The following is a 23,509-nucleotide window of genomic DNA, read 5'->3' on the forward strand; positions in this document are numbered from 1 at the left end:
GCCTCTTGCTCATCCGTATCGTCTACGATCCTCCATCTTTCGATGCCATGCGCTTGATTTTGAGCAGTGCTGCCCTCCCCGACGAGCCGCCGGGCACGGGACCTCATCGACGGGCGGTGCGACCGCGCGCCGCCCTTCCTCTTCGCTCTCCTTCAACGCTGCACTCGAAACCGGGAGGATTCGAACGGCGCCTCTGGAAGAGGCAAGAAGGACCGGATTGATCCTGCTTAAGGGGCCCCGGGTGTGCCCGCCTGAGGGGCGCTCCGCCGGTCCCCTAACGTCCACGGAATCTTCATTGCGGTAGAGCGGGAGACGGCCTTGCAAGTGTGACCCTAGATCGGTAAGGTAGAATTGCGGCATTGATTTAGAACTGATCTAAATAAGGATAGAGCTTAAGTGGTGACGCCGCCGTCCCTCGCCCAGGTTCCCACCGACACGACCGCTTATCTCTAGATACCTCCCCTACGCCCTCCACACTCATGTCCCAAACCACGCACAACCTCCATGGACCTGACCGCCTGTCCGAAACCCGCTACGGGTATGTTCTGCAATGTGAGTGTTGCGGGCGCATCCAGATCATCTTCCGCGAGCACACCCTGCTAATGTATGAGGACGAACTGGAGGTGCTCGCTGACACAGTTAAACACGCTTTGAAGCAGGTGCGCAGCACTGAAAGTCAGGACCGTTGGACCCTTCAGGCCGAAACTGACGCTGGCCCCGTCGCGATTACGCTGACTGAGCCGTCGCTCTGTGCCCTGAATACATTGCTCCAGGGCGCCTGGTCAATGTATGTGCTTCGGGAGCGGGTGGCTGCCCTGTCCTCAGAAGAAGATGGAAATCCCGAGGACGTGCTCCGGGACCATCTTCCCCGCCCCAGCTCGCGGTAAATTTGCGCGTCCAGGGGGCTTTTCGGGATACATGCAATTTGTGAACGTACGTCCACTGTCCAAAAAAGAGGGACCGAAATGAGAGGCGAAACCGACCTTTCAGGCTTCTGAGAGCGGCTTGCGCACTTGAGAAATGCGTGACGGAAACCCTCCTTCAGGACGACCTACCGATCCGTGAGAACGTACGCAAACGATTTTCTTCAGCCTGGTGGAGATCAGCCGAACCCGTCCGGCAAGATGCTGGGAATCCCAGATTCTGGAGATCCTAGATCGCCTGAGCCGTGCTCAGTCATGAGCACAACCGAACGTATTCACGGATCGGCATGGCCGATTTGTGTCCCCTGCATTGACATTTTGCACGGACCCCGAAAGCACCTCAACTACGACACCATCTTGAGCCCAGACCAGAAGCGACACACCAGAAGCGACACAAGTGCTGGGAACTCGTGATGCTCTCGTGTAACGAGCCGATCCGCACGACAACTCCAGTGCCTCCGATATGACTTTAGTGAGCAGACATCACCGAATCGCGTTTTCGAATCAATCTTCGACGCCATGCCCATCGTCCATGACCTCGCCAATTTCGTCGACACCGCCACGTACGACGACCTCTCCGACGAGGCCAAGAAGCAACTGAAAGTGCGCGTCCTCGATTCCCTCGGGTGTGCCATCGGTGCCCTCGATGGCGGGCCGATCCGTGCGCTCCGCGAGCACCTCGCTGACTTTGGTGGGGCCGAGCACGCCACCCTCGTCGGTGGCGGGCGAACAGCGCCCGACCGCGCGGCCCTTTACAACAGCGCGCTCGTTCGCTACCTCGACTACAACGATAGCTACCTTGCGGAGGGCGAGACGGGTCACCCCTCGGACAACCTCGGCTCGGTACTGGCCGCGACCGAGTACGCGGGCGGCTCCGGCGAAGACCTCCTCACGGCCCTCGCGGTCGCGTACCAGGTGCAGTGCCGCCTCAGTGACGAGGCGCCGGTGCGGGCCAAGGGCTTCGACCACACGGTGCAGGGGCAGTACGCCGCGGCGGCCGGGGCGGCGAAGGCCCTCGGCCTCGATCCCGAACAGATTGCCAATGCCATCGCCATTAGCGGCACCGCCCACAACGCCTTGCGCGTGACCCGGACCGGGGAGATTTCGAACTGGAAGGGATTGGCCTACCCGGAGACCGGGTTCACCGCCACCCACTCGGCCTTCCTCGCGATGCGCGGCATTACCGGCCCGCCCGAGGTGTTCGAGGGCAACAAGGGCTTCAAGCACTCGATTGCGGGCGACTTCGCGCTCGACTGGAGCGAGGAGGATCTGGAGCGGGTCACCGGCACGATCATCAAGAAGTACAACGCCGAGATCCACTCGCAGGCCACCCTGGAGGGGGCACTGGAGCTGAAGCGCACCCACGGCATCGACCCGTCGACCATCGACGAGATTGAGGTCGATACCTTCGACGTGGCCTTCCACATCATCGGCGGGGGCGAGGAGGGAGACAAGACGATCGTCCGCCGCAAGGAGGAGGCCGACCACAGTCTGCACTACATGACGGCGGTGGCGCTTCTGGACGACCAGGTGCTGCCTGCCCAGTACGAACAGGACCGCATCGAGGCGGGCGACGTGCAGTCGCTTCTCCGGAAGGTGCATGTCACGGAGAATCCTCAGTACAGCGACCGCTTCCCCGATCACATGGTGTGCGACGTGCGCATCCATGCCGACGGGCAGGTCTACGAGATGCACAAAGAGGACTACGAAGGCTTCCACACGAAGCCGATGACGTGGGACACGGTGTCAGAGAAGTTTGCACGGCTGGCCGAGCCCTACACCGATGCTGCGCTCCGACAAGACCTGATCGACGCTGTGCAGGAGCTGGAGACATTTCCCGCCGGCGACCTCTTCGATCTCCTGTCCCGCGTGCAAACGCCCGAAATGTAGCGAAGACCTCTCATCCTCACGCAAAGACGCGGCGCCGCCGCGTCTCAATGCTCACAACCAAGCAACCGTACCATGAGTGACCAAACGACCGGCGATCCCCGACGTGCTTTTCAATTTCTCGACCTCAACGACCGCGGCGAGAAGCCCCGCGACGTGGGCATTACCGAGATCCGCGGCCCCTACTACAGCCCAATGGGCCCCAACTACTTGGACGATGTCCTTTCTACAATGGGGCACTATGTCGACAGCCTCAAGTTTGCGGGCGGCTCCTTCAGCCTGATGCCGGAGGCGGAGGTGCAGGCTCTGCTCGACAAGGCCCACGACCACGACGTACTGGTCTCCACGGGCGGCTTCATGGAGTACGTGCTCACGCAGGGAGACGATGCGGTGCACCAGTACATCGACGAATGTGCCCGCCTCGGCTTTGACATCATCGAGATCTCTGCGGGCTTCATCACGCTCCCCACGGACGACTGGGTGCGCCTGATCGAGCTCGTGCAGGAGGCCGGCCTGAAGGCCAAGCCGGAGGTGGGCGTGCAGCACGGTGCCGGCGGCGGGGCCACCACGACTGAGGAGCTGGAGCAAATTGGCCAGCAGGACCCGTCGCAGGCCATCACCCGGGCCAAGCGCTTTCTGGAGGCGGGCGCCTACCAGATCATGATGGAGAGCGAGGGCATCACCGAAAACGTGCCGGAGATGCGGACCGAAATCCCGGCGCAGTTTATCGACGAGCTTGGCCTGGAGAACCTGATGTTCGAGGCGGCCGACCCGCATGTCTTTCCGTGGTACACCCAGAACTACGGCCCGGAGGTGAACCTCTTCGTGGACCACAGCCAGATTGTGCAGCTCGAATGCCTGCGCAGCGGCATCTGGGGCCCGCACGACCTCTTTGGCCGCGTTCAGACGTTCAAAGGCTAGGGCTTTCACCCACATCGGCGATGGCGGGTTGATGTCCGCCGTTGAAAGACGTGAGCAGGAAATGAGGGCGGGAGGAATGTTCTATCCTCCCGCCCTTTCTGTGTCTTCTCCGGCCTGGATGCGACGCCCCGGGTGCAGTGGACAAAGATGGGATTCAGCGTCGCACGGGGCTGCACCGGCAACTCTCGCCGAAGCTGCTCACGCTGTGCACCGCAGAGCCCCTCCTTGAATCTTGGGGCAGGAAGAGGCCTCACTCGGAAGTGACTGACGAAGGAAAAGGGGCCCGTTGACGCCGCCCATCTCTCTCCTCGGTCGTTACGACCACGACCAGAAAGAGAGAGGCAACGACGGGGAGGGCTTCTCACACTTTCGCTGTGCCGCGGGCCACCAGGCGTGGAGCACGAAGGTTCACTAGAGTTTGAGTGTGGGAAGGAGGCCAGTCCATGTGCGCTCCGCAACCGACCGAACGAAGGCCTCAGCGTGACAGACGCCGGGCTGGGTAGGGCAGACGTTCGGTGTACTCGTCCCGGCACCAGGAGCGAGCCCGATGTTGCTCGCGAGTGTGTGGCAGGGCCACGGCCGTTCCTCCGTCCCTACACCGCTCTTTCGCACGCAGTGGTCGATCAGCTCGGCGGGACAGTGGCCCAGGAGGCGGCTCGTGTCCTCCTAAAGGATAAGAGAGAACAGCCAGAAGCGGCTACGAGGCGACCGGAGACGTCTTGGCGAAGCGGGACGGCAGGAAGGGCGTGAGCCGGTCGGAGCTGTCCCCGGTCGGGATCTGCTCCGCAATTTCCTGGGCCGTTACCGGCGTCAACAAGATCCCGTGGCGGTAATGGCCCGTGGCGAAGAGCACGCCGGGGGCGCCACTGGGACCCAGCAACGGAGCATAGTCGCGGGTGTCGGGCCGCAGGCCCAGGTCGCTGGTGTGGACGGCAAGCTCGCGGAGGCCCGCCGCAGACCCCGGGCCCTCAGGCCCTCGTGCGGGCGTGAGGAAAAAGAATGTTGTTTTCCTTGTGCACGTGCTGGTGCATGTCGGCCTCCAGTTCGTGGAGGCCTTTCAGGGCCGAACGAAGTTTGGGGCATGCGCTCTCTGGGAGGGGACATAGTCGTTCGTCGGCTCTCGAAGACGGTCCAGGGCGACTCGGGAGTCGTCGTGCTCGCGGATCATTTTGTCGACGCCGTTCTCGTCTAGGAAAGCGCCCGAGGCTTCTTCTTTGAGGGCCCGAATTGAGGGAAAAATGCGCTCCTCCTCGCTCACCATGTGCGTGCTGAGGTCCAGCTTAAGGGTTTGGAAGACCTCCAGTGTGGGGGCGAGCCAGGAGTGCCCGTCGCCGTGTGCCTCCACTACCTGGATCAACAGGTCCTCGAGCCGAGGGAGCTCACGGCACAGGCAGGAGGGATGGGGGGAAACGATGTGGTCGATCAAGGCGGCGAGAGACTTCTCCGTTCAATCGACGGCTCGGCAGGAAGGAGAGGCCCTGACGGTCACGTCCAACATCTCGGTGACGGTGGCCGGGTCGAGGTTCTTCTCGCGGCACGCAGTGGCCAGGGAGTGATCGCCTCCACAGCAGTAATCGAGGCCGAGGTGTTCGAAAATGTGGGCCCGGCCGGGCCGGTCGATCACGAGTTGGGCGACGGGGGAGTGGGGGAGATGCTCATGGGACGTCGGGACTGGTGAGGAAACGTTCCGAAAGTGGAGCGAAAGGGAGGAAGCGATTCAGAAGCTGTTGGGCGGACGTTCTGTGGCCCCCCGATGAGTACTTGGTCGTTTTGCCCCCAGCGCTGTGCCTTCGCGGGCCCTGTCTGAAAAAGCCCCCCAGCAGCGTCTCAGTGTTCAATTTTCAGAACCCCTTGTCCGAAGTACGGTGAGGAAATCGTGTCCAGTCGGGCACGGCAGAGCGGCCGCTTGGGCGACGGGCGTTGTGGACCGTTGCGTCTGCCTGCGTGCGCCCTCCGGACCGCCACTTGCGGCTAAAGCATTGAGGGACATGGTGGAGTATAAAACTATTTCAGATGCTTTTGTATTAACTACTCAGCGGGTATGGGTTTTGGCCGGCTCCTGGGCCGTCGGGCACCCCGCCGGGACCGACTCCGAGGGGGAGCACCGAGGGATGAGTCGCGCGCCCCCACGGTGGTTTGACGGCGCGGACGACGGGGACTGTGAGGTCGGGCGTGCAACGCCGTGGCGTTCACGGGGCGATGTTTACGGCACCTTTTCTCACGGGCGCTCTCTTGGTTGGAGCGCTGGGAAGGAGGCTATGTGTTGCTTCTTCTGACGCACCGCCGCTATGCAAACAGCCGGTCGTACTCAATCTTGATGCATCGGTTGCGTACGTAGGGCAGCTCCGCCTCCTCGGCCAGTGTGTTCGCCTCCGAGCTCGACACCCCGAGCTGAGTCCAAATCACCGGCTGCTCGTCCGTTTGTTGGACGCGTGCAATTGCCGAGCGGACCATGTCGGCCGTGTGGGCGGGGGCCCGGAAGATGTCAACGATGTCGAGCTCTACGTCCGTTGGGATGCTCGGAAGATCCGGATAGCATGATTCGCCAAGCACCCGGTCGTGGTTTGGGTTCACCGGCACGATGCGGTAGCCGCGTGCCTGCAAGTACCGGCCAATCTTGTGGCTCGTGCGTGTCGGTGTGGCTGAGCAGCCGACCACCGCGATCGTGTCGGCGGTTTCGAGTACACTGTGAAGGTCGGGGGAGAGACCGTCGTCGGGCATAGAACGATTGAATTCGTGTGCAGGCAGTGGAGAGGTGGCGAGTCGGTACTTACCCTGTGTCGGCACGCAAAGTCTTCTCCTTTGTTGGTCTCGTACCCCGCAAGGGTCGTTACGACCCGTAGCGAGAGCGAGACGCAGCGGGCGCCCTCCCCACCACAACCCACTAGATTGTTCAATCGCCATCCGCCATGGCCTATCCGTTCCACGACATTGAGACGAAGTGGCAAAAGCACTGGGAGGAGCACCAGACCTTCCGCACCCCCGATGAGGTGCCGGACGACACGGACGAGTTCTACGTGCTCGACATGTTTCCGTACCCCAGCGGCGCGGGCCTCCACGTGGGCCACCCGGAGGGATACACGGCCACCGACATCGTGGCCCGCTACAAGCGCAAGCAGGGATTCAACGTGCTGCACCCGATGGGATGGGACGCGTTCGGCCTGCCCGCCGAGCAGTACGCGCTGAAGACAAACACCCATCCGCGGGAGACCACAGAGGAAAACATTGCGCAGTTCAAACGTCAGCTCAAGCGCCTCGGCTTCTCGTACGACTGGCAGCGGGAGATCAACACCACCGACCCAGACTACTACAAGTGGACGCAGTGGATCTTCCTGCAGCTCTACGAAAAAGGGCTCGCCTACCAGTCCGAAGAGCCGGTGTGGTGGTGTGACGAGCTGGGCACCGTCCTGGCCAATGAGGAGGTGATCGACGGCAAGAGCGAGCGGGGCGGGCATCCCTGCGAGCGGGTGCCGATGCGGCAGTGGGTGCTCAAGATCACCGAGTACGCCGATCGGCTGCTGGAGGGGCTGGAAGACCTCGACTGGCCGGAGAGCACGAAGGAGATGCAGCGCAACTGGATCGGCCGCTCGGAGGGCGCGAACGTCTACTTCGACCTTGCGGGCGTGGACGATTCGTTGGAGGTCTACACCACGCGGCCTGATACCCTCTTCGGGGCCACCTACATGGTGTTGGCGCCCGAGCACGAGCTGCTCGACGAGGTCACGACCGAGCCGCACCGCGAGAAGGTGGAGGAATACTGCACGCAGGCCCTCCGCAAAAGCGAGCGCGAGCGCCAGCAGCAGGGGGACAAAACCGGCGTCTTTACCGGGGGATACGCGGTGAACCCGGTCACCGGCGAGGACATCCCGATTTGGGTGGCCGACTACGTGCTTGTCTCCTACGGCACCGGTGCCATCATGGCCGTCCCGGCCCACGACGAGCGCGACCATGCCTTCGCTGAGAGGTACGACCTGCCGATCCGGACGGTCGTGGAGGGCGGCGACGTGGACCAGGAGGCCTACGTCGGCGACGGGCCGCACGTGAACTCCGCCAACGAGAACGTGAGCCTCAACGGCCTGCACAACAAGGAGGCGAAGGAAAAAATCATCGAGTGGCTGGAAGCGGAGGGCACGGGGGAGCACACCGTCAACTACCAGCTGCAGGACTGGCTCTTCAGCCGCCAGCGCTACTGGGGCGAGCCGTTCCCCATCGTGTTCACCGAGGACGGTGAGGACAAGCCGGTGCCCGAGGAGGAGCTGCCCGTCACGCTGCCCGACGTCGACACGTTCGAGCCGAGCGGCACCCCCGAGGGGCCGCTGACGACCATCGAGGACTGGGTGGAGACCACCGACCCGGAGACGGGGGGGGCGGCCACCCGCGAGACGAATACGATGCCGCAGTGGGCCGGCTCCTGCTGGTACTACCTTCGCTTTCTCGATCCCGACAACGACGAGCAGCTCGTCGACCCGGAGAAGGAAGAGTACTGGATGCCGGTCGACCTCTACGTCGGCGGATCGGAGCACGCGGTGCTTCACCTGCTCTACGCCCGCTTCTGGCACAAGGTGCTCTACGACGCGGGGGTCGTCTCTACGACAGAGCCGTTCCAGACGCTGGTGCACCAGGGCATGATCCTGGGCGAGACGGAATACACAGCGTACCGGGACGAAGACGGCACTTTCGTGTCCGCCGAGGACGTTGCGGACGACACTGAACTCACGCCCGTGCAGGTCGACGAAGACGCCATCGCAAAAGAGGGAGACGTGTTTGTGCTTGAGGAACGGCCGGAGGTGCAGGTCGACGCCCGCAGCCACAAGATGAGCAAGAGCCGCGGCAACGTCATCAACCCCGACGACGTGGTCGACGAGTACGGGGCCGACACGCTCCGCCTCTACGAGATGTTTATGGGGCCGTTGGAGCAGGACAAGCCCTGGAGCACCGACGACATGGAGGGCGTCCACCGGTTTCTCAACCGTGCCTGGCGCCTACTCGCTGGCGCGGACAGGGAGGAGCAGGCCGTGCGTGACGAGGCGCCGGACGGTGAGCAGCTTCGCACGCTGCACCGCACCATCAAAAGGGTCACGGAGGACATTGAGGCCCGGGCCTTCAACACCGCCATCGCGGCGATGATGGAGTTCGTGAACGCGGCCAACAAATGGGACGCGATGCCCCGCGAGATTGCCGAGCCGTTCGTCCTCCTCCTGAGCCCGTTCGCGCCGCACCTCGCCGAAGAGCTGTGGGCACGCCTCGGACACGATGCGTCGCTGGCCTACGTGGACTGGCCGGCGTACGACGATGAGCACATCCGGCGGGAGGTCGTGGAGATGCCCGTACAGGTGGACGGCACGGTCCGTGCCACCATTGAGGTGGACGCCGACGCGGACGAGGACGATGTGCTCGCCGCCGCGAAGGCCGCGGACAATGTGGCCCGCTACCTCAGCGACGTGGACATCCAGCGCGAGATTTATGTGCCGGGGCAGATCGTGAACTTTGTAACTGGATAACGTCGTATGCGCGGTGGGGGCGTATTAGGCTCGGCGTTGTACTGTTGGCATCGTGATGCGTGAGGAAAAGAGCCTGTATCACGTTCCTCGGGTCACGCACCACGAATGACGTTTCACCCCTGACCCAATCCGATTCGGGCCGTCGCCCGTCCGCTTAGCATTTCTTCAGAAACGTGCGTCCCATGCCCAAACTTGATCTTCTCGCCCTCGCTGCCCACCCCGACGACGTAGAGCTCTGCGCGGGAGGAACGATGTGCCTGCTTGCCCAACAGGGGTATGAGGTCGGCATCGTCGACTTCACGAAGGGGCAACTCGGCTCGCGGGGCACGCCCGAGCAGCGCATGGTGGAGGCCGAGCGGGCCTCAGAGATCCTGGGCCTCCGCGCCCGTGAGAATCTCGGGCTGATGGATGGGGACATCCGCAACACGAAGGCCAATCAGCGGAGGGTGATTGAGGCGGTGCGCCGGTACCGCCCGGACATCGTCCTCATCAACCCGCCGGAGGCCCGACATCCCGATCACAGCGACGCCGCCGACCTTTCGACCGACGCGCTCTATTACAGCGGATTGCAAGAGGTAGAGACGACAGGGCCGGACGGATCTTCTCAGGATCCCTGGCGGCCCCACCACGTGCTCCACTACATGCAGGCCGTCTCCTTCGAGCCCACGATGGTGGTGGACGTGACGGACGTATGGGACCAGCGCATTGAAGCCCTGCAGGCCTTCGAGTCGCAGTTCCACAACCCGGACTACGAGCCGGACCCAGACGAGCCGGAGACCTTCGTGTCCAACCCTGAATTTTTCGAGTGGGTGAAGGCCCGGGCGCGCACCTACGGCTACACGGTGGGGGCCACGTACGGCGAGCCGTTCAAGTACCGACACGGTCCCTTCGGCGTGACGGACCTGCCCGATGTCCTCCGCAAGGAGAAAGAGTTTCGCTGAGCTAGATCCTACGTGAATTAGTTGGGGCAGAAGGCTCAACTCGCAACAACCGAAAGGTTCAGGTCTTTGAAGCAAAATAGCGCTGCACTGATCGTCCATGAGTTGACACCATCGTCTGCGGCGCGGTATATTGCCCCACTATAACTGCTACGAAGCGACCTTCCCCCTTCCATGGCGGACACGAGTGACTTCCGAAACGGCATGACCTTTCTCTGGAAAGACGATCTCTGGGAGATCGTCGACTTCCTCCACGTCAAGCCTGGCAAGGGCGGCGCGTTTGTCCGGACTACCCTAAAGCATGTGAAGGACGGCCATGAGGTGGAGGAGACCTTCCGAGCGGGGGCGAAGGTCGACGAGGTACGGGTGGAGCGTCGAGAGCACCAGTATCTTTACGAGGACGATTACGGGCTCCACTTTATGGACGAGGAGTCCTACGAGCAATTCTCGATGCCGCCGGGGCAGGTGGAGGGGCGCGAGTTTCTAAAAGAAGGGGGCAGCGTCGATATTCTCTTTCGGAGAGACACCGAGGAGCCGCTCCGCACTGAGGTCCCACAGAAGGTGGAGCTTGAGGTCGTCGAGACCACGCCTGGGGTGAAGGGCAACACCGCGCAGGGGGGCGACAAGCCCGCGACGTTGGAGAGCGGGGCCACCATCGACGTGCCGCTGTTCATCAACGAAGGAGACGTCGTCCGTCTTAGCACCGAGACCGAGGAGTATAAGACTCGTGTCTCGGCCGCCTCCACCGTGTAGTCCTCGGCGTGCGCCCGCCACTCTTTCGCACACACCTACTCAGACGCATGGAGCTCTCGAAGATCCAAGAACTACTTCGACTTGTCGCCGAGAGCGGGGTGTCGGAGGTCGAGATTGAGGAAGACGACTTCAAGCTCACCGTTCGGCAAGACAGCCCGCAGGTGCTCATGCAGCCGGCGGCTCAGCCGGCCCAGCTGCAGTACGGCCCGCCCCAGCAGGCGCCTCCCCAGCAGGTGCCCCCGCAGCAAGCCCCGCCGCAACAGGCCGCTCGCCCCCCTCAACAGCAGCCGTCAAACGCCCCCGCTTCGTCGGCAGCCCCGAGTGGGACACAGGCGGCCCCCGAGCCGACCGAGGAGGGCACGTCCGCGGTGCCGACCGAGAACGGAACGGCGGAGGCGGAGGAGACGGAGGGTGCCGCGGAGGAGCACGTGGTGAAGGCCCCGATCGTGGGGACCTTCTACCGCGCCCCGTCGCCCGACGACGACCCCTTCATAGAGGTGGGCGACGAGGTGCAGGAAGGCGATGTGCTCTGCATCATCGAGGCGATGAAGTTGATGAACGAGATCGAGTGTGAGACCGCGGGAACCGTCCAAGAAATTCTGGTCGAGGACGCCGAACCGGTCGAGTTTGACCAGCCGCTCTTCGTGCTTGAGGAGGCGTAACGCTGGTCGTCCGTGGCGTCGACGGCCCCGGGGCGGCTTGCGTGTGGACCCTGCTCGAGGCTCCTGCTCGTGCTGGCCTGGAGGAGCGGGCTCAGTCTGACTCATGGTCTCCTGATGCCCCGTAGTGTATGCGTCGTGTCGCGGAAGGCCCCTCCCCCAGACGACTCCTTCTCAACGATTGTGCTGTGCTCGTCACGTGCCGCACGCCGTGCCCCTTTCTCCCGAACGCCCGCATGTCCCACAGGATACTGCTGACCCCGCATGAGTGACCTCCAAAAAGTTTTGATCGCCAACCGCGGCGAGATTGCGCTGCGCGTGATCCGCACCTGCCACGAGATGGGCATCAACACCGTGGCGGTGTACTCGACGATCGACCGCGACGCCCTGCACGTCCGCTTTGCCGACGAGGCCGTGTGCATCGGGCCGCCGGCTTCCGGGGAGAGCTATCTGCGGCCCGACCGTCTCATCGCCGCCGCGGAGGTGACGGGGGCCGATGCCATCCATCCCGGCTATGGCTTCCTCGCCGAGAATGCCGAGTTCAGTCAGATCTGTGCCGACAACGACATCGAGTTTATCGGTCCTTCGGCCGAGACGATTGCCCTGATGGGGGAAAAGTCGAAGGCAAAGGAGGAGATGCACAAGGCGGGGGTGCCCATTGTGGAGGGGTCGGACGGCACGATCAACGACCTCGATACTGCCTACGAGGTCGCCTCCGACATCGGATTTCCCGTCATGGTAAAGGCCGTTGCGGGCGGGGGCGGCACTGGCATGCGGCTGGTGCGGGAGGCCAGTGGGTTTGAGCGGGCCTTCAACGGGGCTCGCTCCGAGGCCGAGGCGGCCTTTGGCAACCCCGAGGTGTACATCGAAAAGTTCGTTGAAAAGCCGCGCCACGTCGAGATTCAGGTGCTGGGCGACGGGCATGGCAACGTGATGCATTTCGGCGAGCGGGAGTGCTCTATTCAGCGCCGTCACCAGAAGCTGCTCGAAGAGTGCCCCTCGCCGGTGGTCGACCAGGAGCTCCGCGAAGAGATGGGCACGGCGGCCATCCGAGGGGCAGAGGCCGTCAACTACGAAGGGGCCGGGACGGTCGAGTTTCTCGTGGGGGCTGACCGCAGCTTTTACTTCATGGAAATGAACACGCGCATTCAGGTGGAGCACCCGGTCACCGAGGAAGTGACGGACTGTGACTTGGTGGAGCATCAGATTCGCGTGTCGATGGGAGAGACCCTGGATGGGGTGGAGCGACCGTCGATGGAGGGCCATGCCATCGAGTGCCGGATCAATGCCGAGAATCCCTTCCAGAACTTCAGTCCTGTACCGGGCGACATCACGGCGTTCCATCAGCCGGGGGGGCACGGCATTCGGGTCGACACGGCGGCCTACTCAGGCTATCGAATTCCGCCGACCTACGATTCGATGATTGCGAAGCTCATCGCCTATGGAAAAACCCGCGAGCAGGCAATCCGGAAGATGCGGCGGGCGCTCGCTGAATTTGTCGTGGAGGGGGTCGATACCACGATTCCGTTCCATCGGCAGTTGATGGAGGACCAGCGGTTCAAAGAGGGCAACTTTGACACCCGGTTCCTCGACGACTTCGAGATGCACGACGCCCCCGCGGAGGTTGCGTAGCGGGGAGCGAGTGCGCGTGGCACGCGAGAAGGCATGTTGGCCACGCTCGCCATGCGATGAAGGAAATCGTGCCCGCTCCTTGACGTCCGGGCGCGCCTACAGTTTTCTTCTAGTCGGTTTGCAGGTGCCTTATGTCGTCCCCAACCCAGTCCGTTCAACTCAACGACCGTGTGGCTGCGATGCAGCCGTCGGCCACGCTCGCCATGAAGGCGCGTGCCGAGGAGCGGCGGCGGCAGGGACACCCGGTCGTCGCCCTCAGCGCCGGAGAGCCGGACTTCGACACGCCGGAGCCGGTCGCGGATGCGGGGGTTGAGGCCATCCGGAACGGGTTCACGAACTACACGGAAAACCCGGGCATGCTGGAGCTCCGGGAGGCCATCTGCGACAAGCTCGACCGGGACAACGGCCTCTCGTACACGCCGGAGCAGGTCGTGTGCTCGAACGGGGCCAAGCAGTCCCTCGCGCTGGCCATCCACGCCCTCTGCGACGCGGGCGATGAGGTGCTCATCCCGGCGCCGTACTGGGTGAGCTACCCGGAGATGGCGCGCTTCAGCGGGGCGGAGCCCGTGACGGTGCCCACGGACGTGGACGACGGGTATCGCCTGACGCCCGAGGCCCTGGAGGACGCCATTACCGAGCGGACGCGACTGCTCATTCTGTGTACCCCGTCCAACCCCACTGGGACCGTGTATTCGCCCGAAGAGTTGGCAGCGCTCGCCGACGTGCTCCGCGGTCACGAGCAGATCCACGTGGTGTCCGACGAAATTTACGAATACGTGCTCTACGACGCCGAACACCGTGCGTTCGCGTCGCTTCCCAGCATGAAGGATCGGACCGTCACGGTGAACGGATTCTCCAAGGGCTTCGCAATGACAGGGTGGCGGCTTGGCTACATGGCCGCGCCGGCGCCGATTGCCGAGGCTGCGGGCAAGATTCAGGGACAGTTTACCTCGGCGCCCAGCAGCATCACGCAGAAAGCGGGCGTGGCGGCTCTGGAAATGGACAAGGGCCCGGTGGACGAGATGGTGGCGGCCTTTCGGCGTCGGCGCGACGTGGTCCTGGAGCGCCTCCGCGCCATCGACGGGGTGCAGTGCCCCACCCCCGAAGGAGCCTTCTATGCGTACCCGGACGTGTCGGCTTTCTTCGGATCCACGACGCCCGACGGCTCGACGATTGAGGACGGCGGCGACCTGTGCTTCTACTTGTTGGAAGAGCAGAACGTCGCTCTCGTCCCGGGGCCGGCGTTCGGAGAGCCCGATGGGCTTCGCCTGTCCTACGCCTCGTCGATGGAGGACCTCAAAACGGGCCTGGATCGGATTGAGGCGGGGCTCGCTGCGCTCCGCTGACGGGGGCGATGCCGAGCGGCACCGGGGCGCGATCACGATTGTCACTGACGCACGTCTACGCTCGTGGAACCGAACCAGCCCTCCGGTGACGTCCGAATCGAGGTAAATACTGACTCGGCCTCGACGGCGGCCGCGTCCCAATCGACGGCCGACCGCTACTGGCTGCACCTCCTCCTCTTCGTACTCACGCTGGCGTCCACGGTGTACGTGGGGGCCTCGTGGTGGGCCAACCGCCTGCTCCACTACGAGGCGCACGACCAGACAATCTCCCTCTTCGTCCTGACCCTCAATCAGGCCTGGCTCGTCGACGGGCTGCGCTACGCGATCCCGCTCGTCGGCTTCCTCACGGTGCACGAGTTTGGGCATTACTTCGCGGCGCGGTACCACGACGTGCGCACGTCGCTGCCCTACTACATCCCGTTTCCGTTCAACGGCATCGGCAACTTCGGGGCCGTCATCAGCATTCGGCAGCGCATCCCGAGCACGCGCTCGCTCTTCGACATTGGCGTGGCCGGGCCGCTGGCGGGTTTTGTGGTCGCGCTCGGAGCCCTGATCTATGGCTTTGCCACACTCCCGCCCCCCGAGTACCTGCTCGACCTGCCGGGACACGAGGCGCTGAAGGCGCACATCCGACAGCACGGAACGTTTCCGGACACGCCCCCGGCCGGAGACAACGGAATGCCGGTCCTGATGGTCGGATACACGCCGCTCTACTGGGCCTTGTCCCAGGTCTTCGCGAACGTCCCGCCAATGTACGAAATGTACCACTATCCGGTGCTCTTCGCCGGGTGGCTCGGGCTGTTCTTTACGGCGCTCAATCTGCTTCCGGTGGGACAGCTCGATGGCGGCCATGTGCTATACGCCCTGCTGGGCGACAAATGGCACCGTCGCTTCGCGCAGGCCTTCGTCTTCGTGCTGTTGTTCTCGGGGGGCATTGGATTCATGGACGGGATGCGGCAGTCGCTTCAGAACGCAAGCCCATGGTTGGGGAGAGCGTCGTGGATCATCCTCGCGGCGATCTATTACGGCTACCTGTACAAAATCTTTGGGGGAACCGACCGGCGCACCTGGGGAGGACTGGGGGGGCTTCTGGCGGGGGTGAGTGCGGCCATGGCGCTCGGGTGGACGGGCCTCGGATGGACCGGTTGGCTCGTCTGGAGTCTTCTCATTATCTTCCTTGTCCGGGTGGAGCACCCCCCGGTTCTGCAGCCGCAGCGACTGACGCCCGGCCGGCGGATCCTGGGGTACCTGGCCATCGCCATTTTTATTCTCTGCTTTAGCCTGCAGCCGCTGAGCACACTCTGACGTTTTGGGGTGAAGCGGAGGAAGGCACAGATTCTGGAGCAAGGGATCGAGACCGACACTTTGTTTGACTAAACGGTGTTCTCCATGCCGGGCCCATTTTTGTCCATCTGGGGACGCCTGCTGGGGGCTGTGCTAATTGGGGGCGGGCTTGCTTTGTGGGGCGGGTGCGACACGGTGCCGGCCCCGGAGCGTACTCAGCGAGGGCCGTCGGTCGCGGACCTTCAGGTGACTCCGGACAGCGTGCACGAGTCGGAGTTGGACGACGAACAGATCGTGGATGCGCTGGCCCAGGTGGCGGTCGATGTGTCGGCGCGCGCGGAAGACCCGGACGGGACCGTCGAGCGGGTCGTGTTCGTCGTCGAACCGTCGTCCAACCCGCGGGGTACGTTCTCTGGATCCCTTCCTCCGTCGAGCAACGAAATGCGTTACGGGGCGCGCCTGGGGCTGTCGCTTCCGCTCTCTGATGAGATCTACACGATTCGCGTCTTCGCCGTGGACGACGACAGCTTGTCGAGCAACCAGGTGACGGGGCAATTTCGGTTTGTGCCGACGGATGCGTCGGGGGCCACGGGGGATGCTGACGCTCTTCGCATGCAGGTAAACGGCCGCCCAGACGACTCGTGAAACGCATTCTCATCTGGCTTTGTGTGGTGGGGCTGGGAGCCGCGCCGGCGTGGGGCCAAGACTCGCCGCGCCTGCAGGAGTTGCAACCGACGATGGGCCTGGCGAGCAACACGGTCCAAGAGTTGGCGTCGGCGGGCGATTCGCTCTGGGCAGGGCCCCTGCTCACGGTGTACACGGAAGAAGACGAGCGCCTGTTTGCGCCGGACGACCCGGTGGTGCAGCGTCGACTTGAGGAGGGGAGCAATGTTGTGCTCTCGCTAGCCGCTGGGGGGAAGCGGCGCGGGGCGCCGGCCCTCTGGGCGGGGCTTGCGTTCGATGCGGGAGGCAACACCACTGGGGCCGGTGGGTTTTTGGTCTCGACCAACGGCGGAGCGTCGTTCACCGAGCGTCCGGCCCCGCTCGATGACCCGTCGGACTCAACGGTGACCTACGGAACCTCGACGCTCCCGGCGGTGCCGATTACGCAGGAGGCGGGCAGTCCACCTCGGGATCTTGCGATTGAGCCCCAGGCCGATACGGTGTGGGCTGCCGGGGGGCGCAGCGGCCTCCGGCGCTGGACGGCGCAAAACTCGACCTGGACGCGAAGCGTGTTGCCGCCGGACACGAGCACCCGGATCGATCCGTCTACGCCCACCGACTTTCTCGTCGCTCCGCCCCTCGACGACGGGCGCGGCTCCCAAAACCACCGGGCCCTAAGCGTGTTGGTCGACGAGACGGGGACGGTTTGGGCCGGCACCGCCGCTGGGCTCAACCGCTCCAGGCCGGACGAGGTTGCCCCCTCAGGGGACCGGGCCTGGCGCCTTTTTCGGCCGGACGGAACGCCGAACAGTTTGCCGGGACAGGTGGTGTTTGGGCTCACCGAGCAGCCCCGGCCCAATGCACGCAATCCCGTCTGGGTCGCCACCCTGCGGGCCGATGGCGGGAGCGTGCTCCAGCGCAGTGGGCTTGCGGTAACGCCGGATGGGGGCGAGACCTTTCGACAGCCCCTCATCGGGGCGCAGGTGAATGACGTGGCGGCCCGGCGGACGCGCGTCTACGCCGCCACGGAAGACGGGCTTTTCGTCTCCGGCACGCAGGGGGAGACGTGGCGCACCGTGGAGGAGGTGGTGCTTGCGGAGGCGGATCAGGCCTTCCCAGGCACGATAACGGCGCGAGCGGTAGAGGTCACCCCCACGGCCCTCTGGGTCGGCACCACAGAGGGGCTGCTGCGCCTCAATCGGGCCGACGAGCCGCGGCTGCTCGCCGAGGGGCGGGAGGCGCCCCCGCCCGAGTGGCAGCTGTTCCGGACCGAGGTGCCCGTCAGCCCCGACGCGCCGACCGAGCAGGTGCCCGACGTGGAGACGTACGCCTATCCAAATCCCTTTGCCCCGTCGCGCGACGACGCGGTGCGGATCGTGTACGACGTCCCGCAGCCGCAAACGGTAAAAGTTTCGATCTACGACTTCGGAATGAACCGTGTGCGCACGCTCAAAGAGCAAGAGCCGGCCGGCCAGCAAGAAATCGTCTGGGACGGGACCGATGCTTCGGGCCTCCGCCTGCCCACCGGCACCTACCTGTACACGGTGGAGGTGGGCGGCACAACGGTACGGGGCAAAATTCTGCTAGCAAACTGAACGCTCCGTCGCTCCTCTTTCACGTCTTCGTTCGTCCATGCACAGTTGGCTCCTCACATCGCTGTTTGGTGGCTCGGAGCGGCGGGTGGTCCTGAGCCTTCTGCTTGGGATCGGGCTCGTGGCGGGGGGGACGGCCCCGGCAAACGGCCAGGACGCCGGAACAGGAGCGTTTTCACGACTCGGGTTTGGGGCGCGGGGCATGGCACTGGGCAATGCGCTCGTGGCCGACCCGTCGGCGGACGTGAGTCCTCACTACAACCCTGCCCTCCTCCCGTCGGCCTCCGGCCAACGGGTCTCCGCGTCCGCCGCACTGCTGTCATTCGATCGCGAATTGCAGTTCCTTGAGTTCGCGGCTCCCCTCGGCCCCACTGCGGGGATTGGGCTGAGCCTCACCCACGCCGGCGTCAATGACATCGACGGCCGCAACGCGGACGGCGTTCGTACCGAGACGCTGTCGACCGACGAGTTTGCGCTCTCGCTTGCGTTTGGCAACCGCTTCGCAGAGTGGCTTGCGGTGGGCACGACCCTCACGCTGTACCAGTCCGACCTGTTGCCCGAGGTCGACCCCGTCCGGGGCCTCGGCGTCGACCTGGGGGTGCGTGTGCAGGCGACCGACCGGCTCTCCGTGGCCGCCGCCGTGAAAGACCTGCTGGCGCGCTACGAATGGGACGCCGCCCCGGTGGGAGGCGGAAGCCACACGGATCGGTTTCCGGTGCGTGTGCAGGTGGGGGGCAGCTATGCGCTCCTCAACGAGCGTCTCCAACTTCTGGCGGAGGTGGAGTCCCGGTACACCACGCGGAATCGACGCGGCCGGCAGACGCTCGTGACCTCCGGCGGCCCGCAGGCACGGACCCGCACCGAGTCGTTTCTGCTGCACGACCTGCGGGGGCGGGTGGGGGCGTCCTACCGTCCCCTTGAGGTCCTTCGAATTCGGGGAGGGATCGACCGCCTCGGGGTGGACGACGTGAGCGGGCTTCGTCCCAGCGTCGGGTTTGGCGTGCGCCAGTCCATCGGGGACCTGGACCTCCGCGTCAGCTACGCGGCCACACTTGAGCCCTACGTCCGATCCGTCGTGAATACGGGAACGGTGGAGCTCTTCCTGTGAGGAGGAAAGGAGGGGGCACTACTCACCCGAGTCGGGACAGGAGGTCGACCACAGCGTCAGGCCCCACCCCCGATACCCCCGTCCGGGCCCGCAGGGTGCACCACAGGTCGAGCAGCATCATCTGTGCGGCGTGGATGGGAACGGCGATCCAGAAGGACCGGCAGCGCCAGACGAGGGCCCCCAGTGCGATGCCGCCCACGATGGAGAGCAATGCCTCCGGCCACGGCTTCGCAACATGGAGGGCGGCGAAGGGGAGCGCCTGCACGAAGATGGCCGACAGCCCGAAGGCCGGTGCGGTGCCGAAGAGCACAAACCCGCGCCACAGGTACTCCCAGCCGATCCAGTAAAACAAGAACAAGGCCTCGTAGATCAGGAAGACGCCCCAGTCCCGGGTTGCCGGTTGGTGGTGTGGGTATTGCTCCTGAAAGGCCGTTCCGTCGGAGAGGACCCAGGTGCCCACCGCCACCACCGGCAGGTAGAGGGCCGCCACGACACTCGCGACGCGCCAGTTGCCGAGGCCCAGGCCCATTTCGGCACGGTCGGTTGCGAAGAAGGCGCGGAGGGCGACCGCCGGCACCACGAAGCCGAGCAGTCCCTGCATCCCGAACCACCAGCCCCAACCCGCGAGCTCTTGCCAGTCCGGGGGAAGGAACGAGGCGAGATGGGTGCGAAAGAGCCCGCGGTTGCCCAGAACGAACTGGAGGACGACGAGCCCCGCCGCGGCCGTAAGGACGAAGGTCGTCTGCCCGTCGAGGGAGGCGGCCGCCCGGTAGAGGCGATTCCACTCACGGCGGACGCGGGCAGATAGGGCGCGCAACATGGGAAACGAGAGTCAGCGATCATGAGATCGGAGAAGGACAGTCCCCGGCAATGGGAGGGGTGCCCTCAAGGGCGGTTGGCGGGCGGGGATGCAGGAACGTCCAGAAACCGCGCGAGGAACTCGTAGGTCCGCACGAGGCGGTCCAAGCGCTGACGCGAAGAGGCCGAGTCGGACACGTCATGGCCCACCCCGGGGTACCGCACGTACTCGACGGGTCGATCCAGGATCTTCAGGCGTTTGTAGAGGCGCTCGCCCTGAGACGGCCCAACGCGCCGGTCGGCGCCGCCCTGCATCAGCAAGAGCGGCGTGCGGATCAGGTGGGCGTATGCGAGTGGGGAGCTGCGATGAAGCGGGGTCCAGGACCTCGGGGCCGTCGAGTCGGGGGGGGACGCGTCGGGGGCAGACACGGAATCAGCGAGCGAATCCGGCGGGACGTCCTCCTTGGGGAATTCGCCAAACTCCTGCGACACGAGACGCCAGGCACGGCCGCCGTCCAGCAGCGCGGGAAGGTCGTACACGCCATTCAGGGCAACGCCGGCCGTGAACCGGTCGGTCTGACCGAGGAGCCAGGCGGTGAGGGTGCCCCCGTAGCCGGTGCCGGCGAGGGCCACCTGGGTGGAATCAATCCAGGACCGTGCCGCGACGGAGTCGGTCAGGGCAAGCACGTCCTGGGCCGGGCCGGGGCCCCAGTTTTGGTCGTTCGCGTGGCGGAAGGCCGTTCCGAAGCCGGCCGATCCCTGCGGAAACACCTCGGCGAGTCCCAGCCCTCGGCCCGCGAGGTACTGCCGTTCAAACCAGGTCTCTGGCGTGTACGGGGCGCTCAATGTCAGCGGTCCCCCCCGGGCCTGCACGAGCAAAGGATGTCGGGTCGAATCGGCAGCGGCACCCGGACGTGTGACCCATCCCGTGACGGTGAGGCTGTCGTGTGACGCGGTGATGCGCTCGGGGGTCGCGACCTGTCGTTGGGCCAGCCAGTCGGCATTGGGCCTCGCGAGGGGGCGTTCGTCGTTGAAGCTGACGGTGTTGGCGTAGAGGGCGGAGGGCGTGGTAGGGTCCGTCGAGGTGTAAACGGCCGTGGCGTCGGTGACGTCGAATGCATGCACGGCCCGCGCAGCCGTCGTCATTTGGTTGGCCTCGGCGGGACGGACCATCGTGGAGTCAACCGTGAAGGTGTCGCGCGACGTGGGCCGATCGGCGGACATACTTGGGCGTTGGGCCCGCGGATCTTCGTCGGTCGTGTCTTGGGCGAAGGGGGAGAAGCGGAAGAGGGGACGTCCGCCCTCTGAGGGGGCCGTCGCGTACAGGTACCAGCCGTCGGGTCCCCACTCGATCGATGCAATGTCACGGTCGAGGGCACTCGTGACTATGCGGGGCTGGGACCGGCCGTTCAGGGCAAAGAGCCCGACCTCGGTGGGCGCGTCGCTGAGGGCAGACAGGGGCTTGAGTTGGAAGGCGACCGTGTTGCCGTCGGTTGTGACGGAGGGGGCGCTGAGGGCGTATTGCTCAAGGCGAAGCAGGCGCCGGGGCCGGTCTCGGTCGAGGTCGGCCACATACAGGTTGCGCCGGCGGACGCGGTCGGGCGGGCGATCCGTGGCGGGCATGCCGCTCACGACGACCTGCCCGCCCCCGGGCAGCCAGTCGGCCTGCCCGTACGAGCGATAGCCGCCCGTGACCGGTTGGGGAACGGGGCGCGCCGGCCGGCCGGAGCGGAGGCCGGCGGGAACGTCCACGACATAGTGATGCCGGTAGGTCGGGGTGGGCTGGAGTTGCCGCTCTCCGTGTATCTCGAGGCGAGAAGAGACGAGGGCTGTGCCGGAACGGCGATTCTGGTGCATCCACCGTCGGACCTGCGCGAGGTTGCCGTCCGGAGCGGCGGCGGTATCGGGGCGAACGGCGACCGTCGTCGTGTCGGGGCGGAGTCCGAACCGGTCCAACGTGGCGCGCAGGCTATCGGAAGAGAGCGCTGCGAGGCGATCCACGGCTGGGGCCGCAAGGGTGTCCGGAACGGAGGAAAGCTGCGGGGTCCGCAGGGTGTCGGTCGAATCTGTGGGCGTGCGGAGCCGACCCTCTGCGTCCACGGCGAGGGTGTCGAGGGGATCGAGCGTGTGGGTGTGTCGGAGGACGAGGAGGGTGTCGGGAGCGGGGGCACGAACGGTGTCCAGCGCCGCCCGCCCGGGGCGTTCAGTGGGCGGGGGACGCCCTGTTTTGTGCTGGACCGTCGATTCGGGGACGTGGCTCGCGAAGAGCAGGCGGTTCCCCTCGGGGCCCCACTGCGGTGTCCCGGCCCCGTGCGGGGTGTCGGTCAGCTGATAGGGAACGCTCCGATCGAGGGGAACGACGAACACCTGCGGTGTGCCGTTGACGGGACGGACGAAGGCGAGATGCGTCCCCTCGGGGTGCCACGCGGGCGCCCGGACCGTGCTGGCCTGCGACAACAGGCGTGGGGCGTCTCGTCCACTCGTTCGGGCAACGTACAGCTGCGTACGCGGCGCGGCGGACCCGGTGGACGCGAGGTGACGCACCGTGTAGGCGACGGAGCGGCCGCGGGGGGACAGGGCGACCTCCGTCACCTCCTGCATTTGGTAGAGGTCCTGGGCCTGAATGGCCCGCTCCGTCCCCGAGGGGATTTGTGCAGGGGCCGGCATGGGGAGAGCGAGGCCGGTGAAGAGGCCAATCAGGAGGACAGAGAGGTGCGCTCGTCCGACGCTAGGGGGAGACGGTGACGCCGAGTTGTAGAAGATTTGCATCAACGCCGGGGTTAATCTGTCCACGAAAGCCATTTGAGAGGTGGTGGTAGCGGTAGCCAAGAGAGAGGAGCAGAGTGGGGGTCAAGACCACGCGGACGCCCGCCCCCACATCGAACGTAAAGTTCAGCGACCGCCCCAGTGCATTCGGAACGGAGCGATCGAAGAACGCCAGGCCCGTACTTCCCGCGATGAATGGTTGTACGCGCCTGCCAACTCGATAGGTGAGTCGCAGGCCCGCGGGGCGCACCCCAACGCCGACGGTGGTCCGTTCGGACGGGAAGCCGTCGGACGAAAGGCTTCGGGGAGCGCTGGACGGGACGGACAGGAAGAGAACGGGAAGCAGGTCCGCCGTGTATGTAAGGGTCGGGCCGTCGGGCGTTGGGGAGGGGGAAGACGGCACGAGAAGGCGATGGTAGCGCAGCCCGAGTAGTCCCAGGTGGGCCCCCTGGATGTTTCCGATGAGGCGCCCGGTTGCGAACGAGCCGCCGACCCACGCGCCGACGGCATTTGTAGCAGGAGCGGGTCCCGGGGCGGAACTGTCCGTCGGCTGGCCCACACAGGGTGCAACGACACTTAGGCTGACGAGCACGGTGACGGCAGCGAGGCGAGCGTGCAAAATCGAGGGCAGGTTCGTCCGTGACAATGCGCAGGGGCGGGGCCGCAGTCATTTTGGCAACACACGGCCCGGGTCCCCGTGGCCGTGCGAAGGATTCTTTCTCATACGCACCTCATCTC

21 protein-coding genes are annotated in these 23,509 nt (G+C 65.0%); 14 read left to right on the forward strand and 7 right to left on the reverse strand.

Annotated elements, in window-relative coordinates:
• The first annotated feature begins 479 nt into the window (after positions 1-479).
• The 3 genes from B7R93_RS00710 (at position 480) to B7R93_RS00720 (ending at position 3,731) form a co-directional block, all read left to right on the forward strand.
• Positions 480-887, forward strand: a complete 408-nt coding sequence (locus tag B7R93_RS00710; RefSeq protein WP_103018937.1) for a hypothetical protein — start codon at positions 480-482, stop codon at positions 885-887.
• A 555-nt stretch (positions 888-1,442) separates the two neighbouring features.
• Positions 1,443-2,813: an MmgE/PrpD family protein gene (locus B7R93_RS00715; RefSeq protein WP_103018938.1), complete on the forward strand. Its 1,371-nt coding sequence runs from the start codon at positions 1,443-1,445 to the stop codon at positions 2,811-2,813.
• A 72-nt stretch (positions 2,814-2,885) separates the two neighbouring features.
• On the forward strand, positions 2,886-3,731 hold the full coding sequence (locus tag B7R93_RS00720; RefSeq protein WP_103018939.1) for a phosphosulfolactate synthase: 846 nt from the start codon (positions 2,886-2,888) through the stop codon (positions 3,729-3,731).
• 697 nt (positions 3,732-4,428) lie between these two features.
• Here B7R93_RS00720 and B7R93_RS00725 read toward each other — a convergent pair.
• From B7R93_RS00725 to B7R93_RS16185, 3 genes are all read right to left on the reverse strand, one after another.
• Positions 4,429-4,647 (reverse strand): FAD-dependent oxidoreductase, encoded by a 219-nt coding sequence (locus B7R93_RS00725; protein WP_157942154.1) that lies wholly within the window; start codon positions 4,645-4,647, stop codon positions 4,429-4,431.
• Positions 4,648-4,788: 141 nt separating this feature from the next.
• Positions 4,789-5,157 carry a hemerythrin domain-containing protein gene (locus tag B7R93_RS15615; RefSeq protein ID WP_232797871.1) on the reverse strand — a complete coding sequence of 123 codons (369 nt, stop codon included), beginning with the start codon at positions 5,155-5,157 and terminating at the stop codon, positions 4,789-4,791.
• Between the two features lie 21 nt (positions 5,158-5,178).
• A complete protein-coding gene (locus B7R93_RS16185; RefSeq protein ID WP_232797920.1) occupies positions 5,179-5,328 on the reverse strand; it encodes a DUF542 domain-containing protein in 150 nt (49 codons plus the stop codon).
• On the opposite strand from B7R93_RS16185, the gene B7R93_RS15990 reads away from it, so the two are divergent.
• On the forward strand, positions 5,284-5,409 hold the full coding sequence (locus B7R93_RS15990) for a hypothetical protein (RefSeq protein WP_262507543.1): 126 nt from the start codon (positions 5,284-5,286) through the stop codon (positions 5,407-5,409). The two genes, B7R93_RS16185 and B7R93_RS15990, sit on opposite strands and share 45 nt — an antisense overlap.
• 608 nt (positions 5,410-6,017) lie before the next feature.
• On the opposite strand, the gene B7R93_RS00735 is transcribed toward B7R93_RS15990, so the two are convergent.
• Positions 6,018-6,452 carry a CoA-binding protein gene (locus tag B7R93_RS00735; protein ID WP_103018941.1) on the reverse strand — a complete coding sequence of 145 codons (435 nt, stop codon included), beginning with the start codon at positions 6,450-6,452 and terminating at the stop codon, positions 6,018-6,020.
• A gap of 188 nt (positions 6,453-6,640) precedes the next feature.
• Here B7R93_RS00735 and leuS point away from each other — a divergent pair, with 188 nt between their 5' ends.
• The 10 genes from leuS to B7R93_RS00785 all read left to right on the forward strand — a co-directional run bounded on the left by leuS (position 6,641) and on the right by B7R93_RS00785 (position 19,207).
• Positions 6,641-9,232: a leucine--tRNA ligase gene (gene leuS, locus B7R93_RS00740; protein WP_103018942.1), complete on the forward strand. Its 2,592-nt coding sequence runs from the start codon at positions 6,641-6,643 to the stop codon at positions 9,230-9,232.
• 182 nt (positions 9,233-9,414) lie between these two features.
• The gene (bshB1, locus tag B7R93_RS00745) at positions 9,415-10,173 is read left to right on the forward strand and encodes a bacillithiol biosynthesis deacetylase BshB1 (protein ID WP_103018943.1); all 759 of its coding nucleotides are present in this window, start codon (positions 9,415-9,417) and stop codon (positions 10,171-10,173) included.
• 171 nt (positions 10,174-10,344) lie between these two features.
• On the forward strand, positions 10,345-10,923 hold the full coding sequence (efp, locus tag B7R93_RS00750) for an elongation factor P (RefSeq protein ID WP_103018944.1): 579 nt from the start codon (positions 10,345-10,347) through the stop codon (positions 10,921-10,923).
• Between the two features lie 47 nt (positions 10,924-10,970).
• The gene (gene accB, locus B7R93_RS00755) at positions 10,971-11,585 is read left to right on the forward strand and encodes an acetyl-CoA carboxylase biotin carboxyl carrier protein (protein WP_103018945.1); all 615 of its coding nucleotides are present in this window, start codon (positions 10,971-10,973) and stop codon (positions 11,583-11,585) included.
• 261 nt (positions 11,586-11,846) lie between these two features.
• A complete protein-coding gene (gene accC, locus B7R93_RS00760; RefSeq protein ID WP_103018946.1) occupies positions 11,847-13,214 on the forward strand; it encodes an acetyl-CoA carboxylase biotin carboxylase subunit in 1,368 nt (455 codons plus the stop codon).
• Between the two features lie 131 nt (positions 13,215-13,345).
• Positions 13,346-14,560, forward strand: coding sequence for a pyridoxal phosphate-dependent aminotransferase (locus B7R93_RS00765; protein ID WP_103018947.1), 1,215 nt, complete (start codon positions 13,346-13,348; stop codon positions 14,558-14,560).
• Positions 14,561-14,623: 63 nt separating this feature from the next.
• Positions 14,624-15,865, forward strand: coding sequence for a site-2 protease family protein (locus B7R93_RS00770; protein WP_103018948.1), 1,242 nt, complete (start codon positions 14,624-14,626; stop codon positions 15,863-15,865).
• 84 nt (positions 15,866-15,949) lie between these two features.
• Complete coding sequence (locus B7R93_RS00775; protein WP_103018949.1) at positions 15,950-16,489, forward strand: hypothetical protein; 540 nt, start codon at positions 15,950-15,952, stop codon at positions 16,487-16,489.
• Complete coding sequence (locus tag B7R93_RS00780) at positions 16,486-18,102, forward strand: FlgD immunoglobulin-like domain containing protein (RefSeq protein ID WP_232797872.1); 1,617 nt, start codon at positions 16,486-16,488, stop codon at positions 18,100-18,102. The genes B7R93_RS00775 and B7R93_RS00780 overlap by 4 nt, the downstream gene beginning before the upstream one ends.
• Before the next feature lie 37 nt (positions 18,103-18,139).
• Entirely contained in the window at positions 18,140-19,207 is a 1,068-nt protein-coding gene (locus B7R93_RS00785; protein WP_232797873.1) for a PorV/PorQ family protein, read from the forward strand.
• Between the two features lie 22 nt (positions 19,208-19,229).
• Here B7R93_RS00785 and B7R93_RS00790 read toward each other — a convergent pair whose 3' ends face one another.
• From B7R93_RS00790 to B7R93_RS00800, 3 genes are all read right to left on the reverse strand, one after another.
• Positions 19,230-20,027 carry a CPBP family intramembrane glutamic endopeptidase gene (locus tag B7R93_RS00790; RefSeq protein WP_103018950.1) on the reverse strand — a complete coding sequence of 266 codons (798 nt, stop codon included), beginning with the start codon at positions 20,025-20,027 and terminating at the stop codon, positions 19,230-19,232.
• Positions 20,028-20,092: 65 nt separating this feature from the next.
• Entirely contained in the window at positions 20,093-22,672 is a 2,580-nt protein-coding gene (locus tag B7R93_RS00795; RefSeq protein ID WP_232797875.1) for a S9 family peptidase, read from the reverse strand.
• Positions 22,673-22,733: 61 nt separating this feature from the next.
• Entirely contained in the window at positions 22,734-23,390 is a 657-nt protein-coding gene (locus B7R93_RS00800; protein WP_157942141.1) for an acyloxyacyl hydrolase, read from the reverse strand.
• Positions 23,391-23,509: the final 119 nt, after the last annotated feature.

It is taken from the genome of Salinibacter altiplanensis (assembly GCF_002894645.1).
Classification (GTDB): domain Bacteria; phylum Bacteroidota; class Rhodothermia; order Rhodothermales; family Salinibacteraceae; genus Salinibacter; species Salinibacter altiplanensis.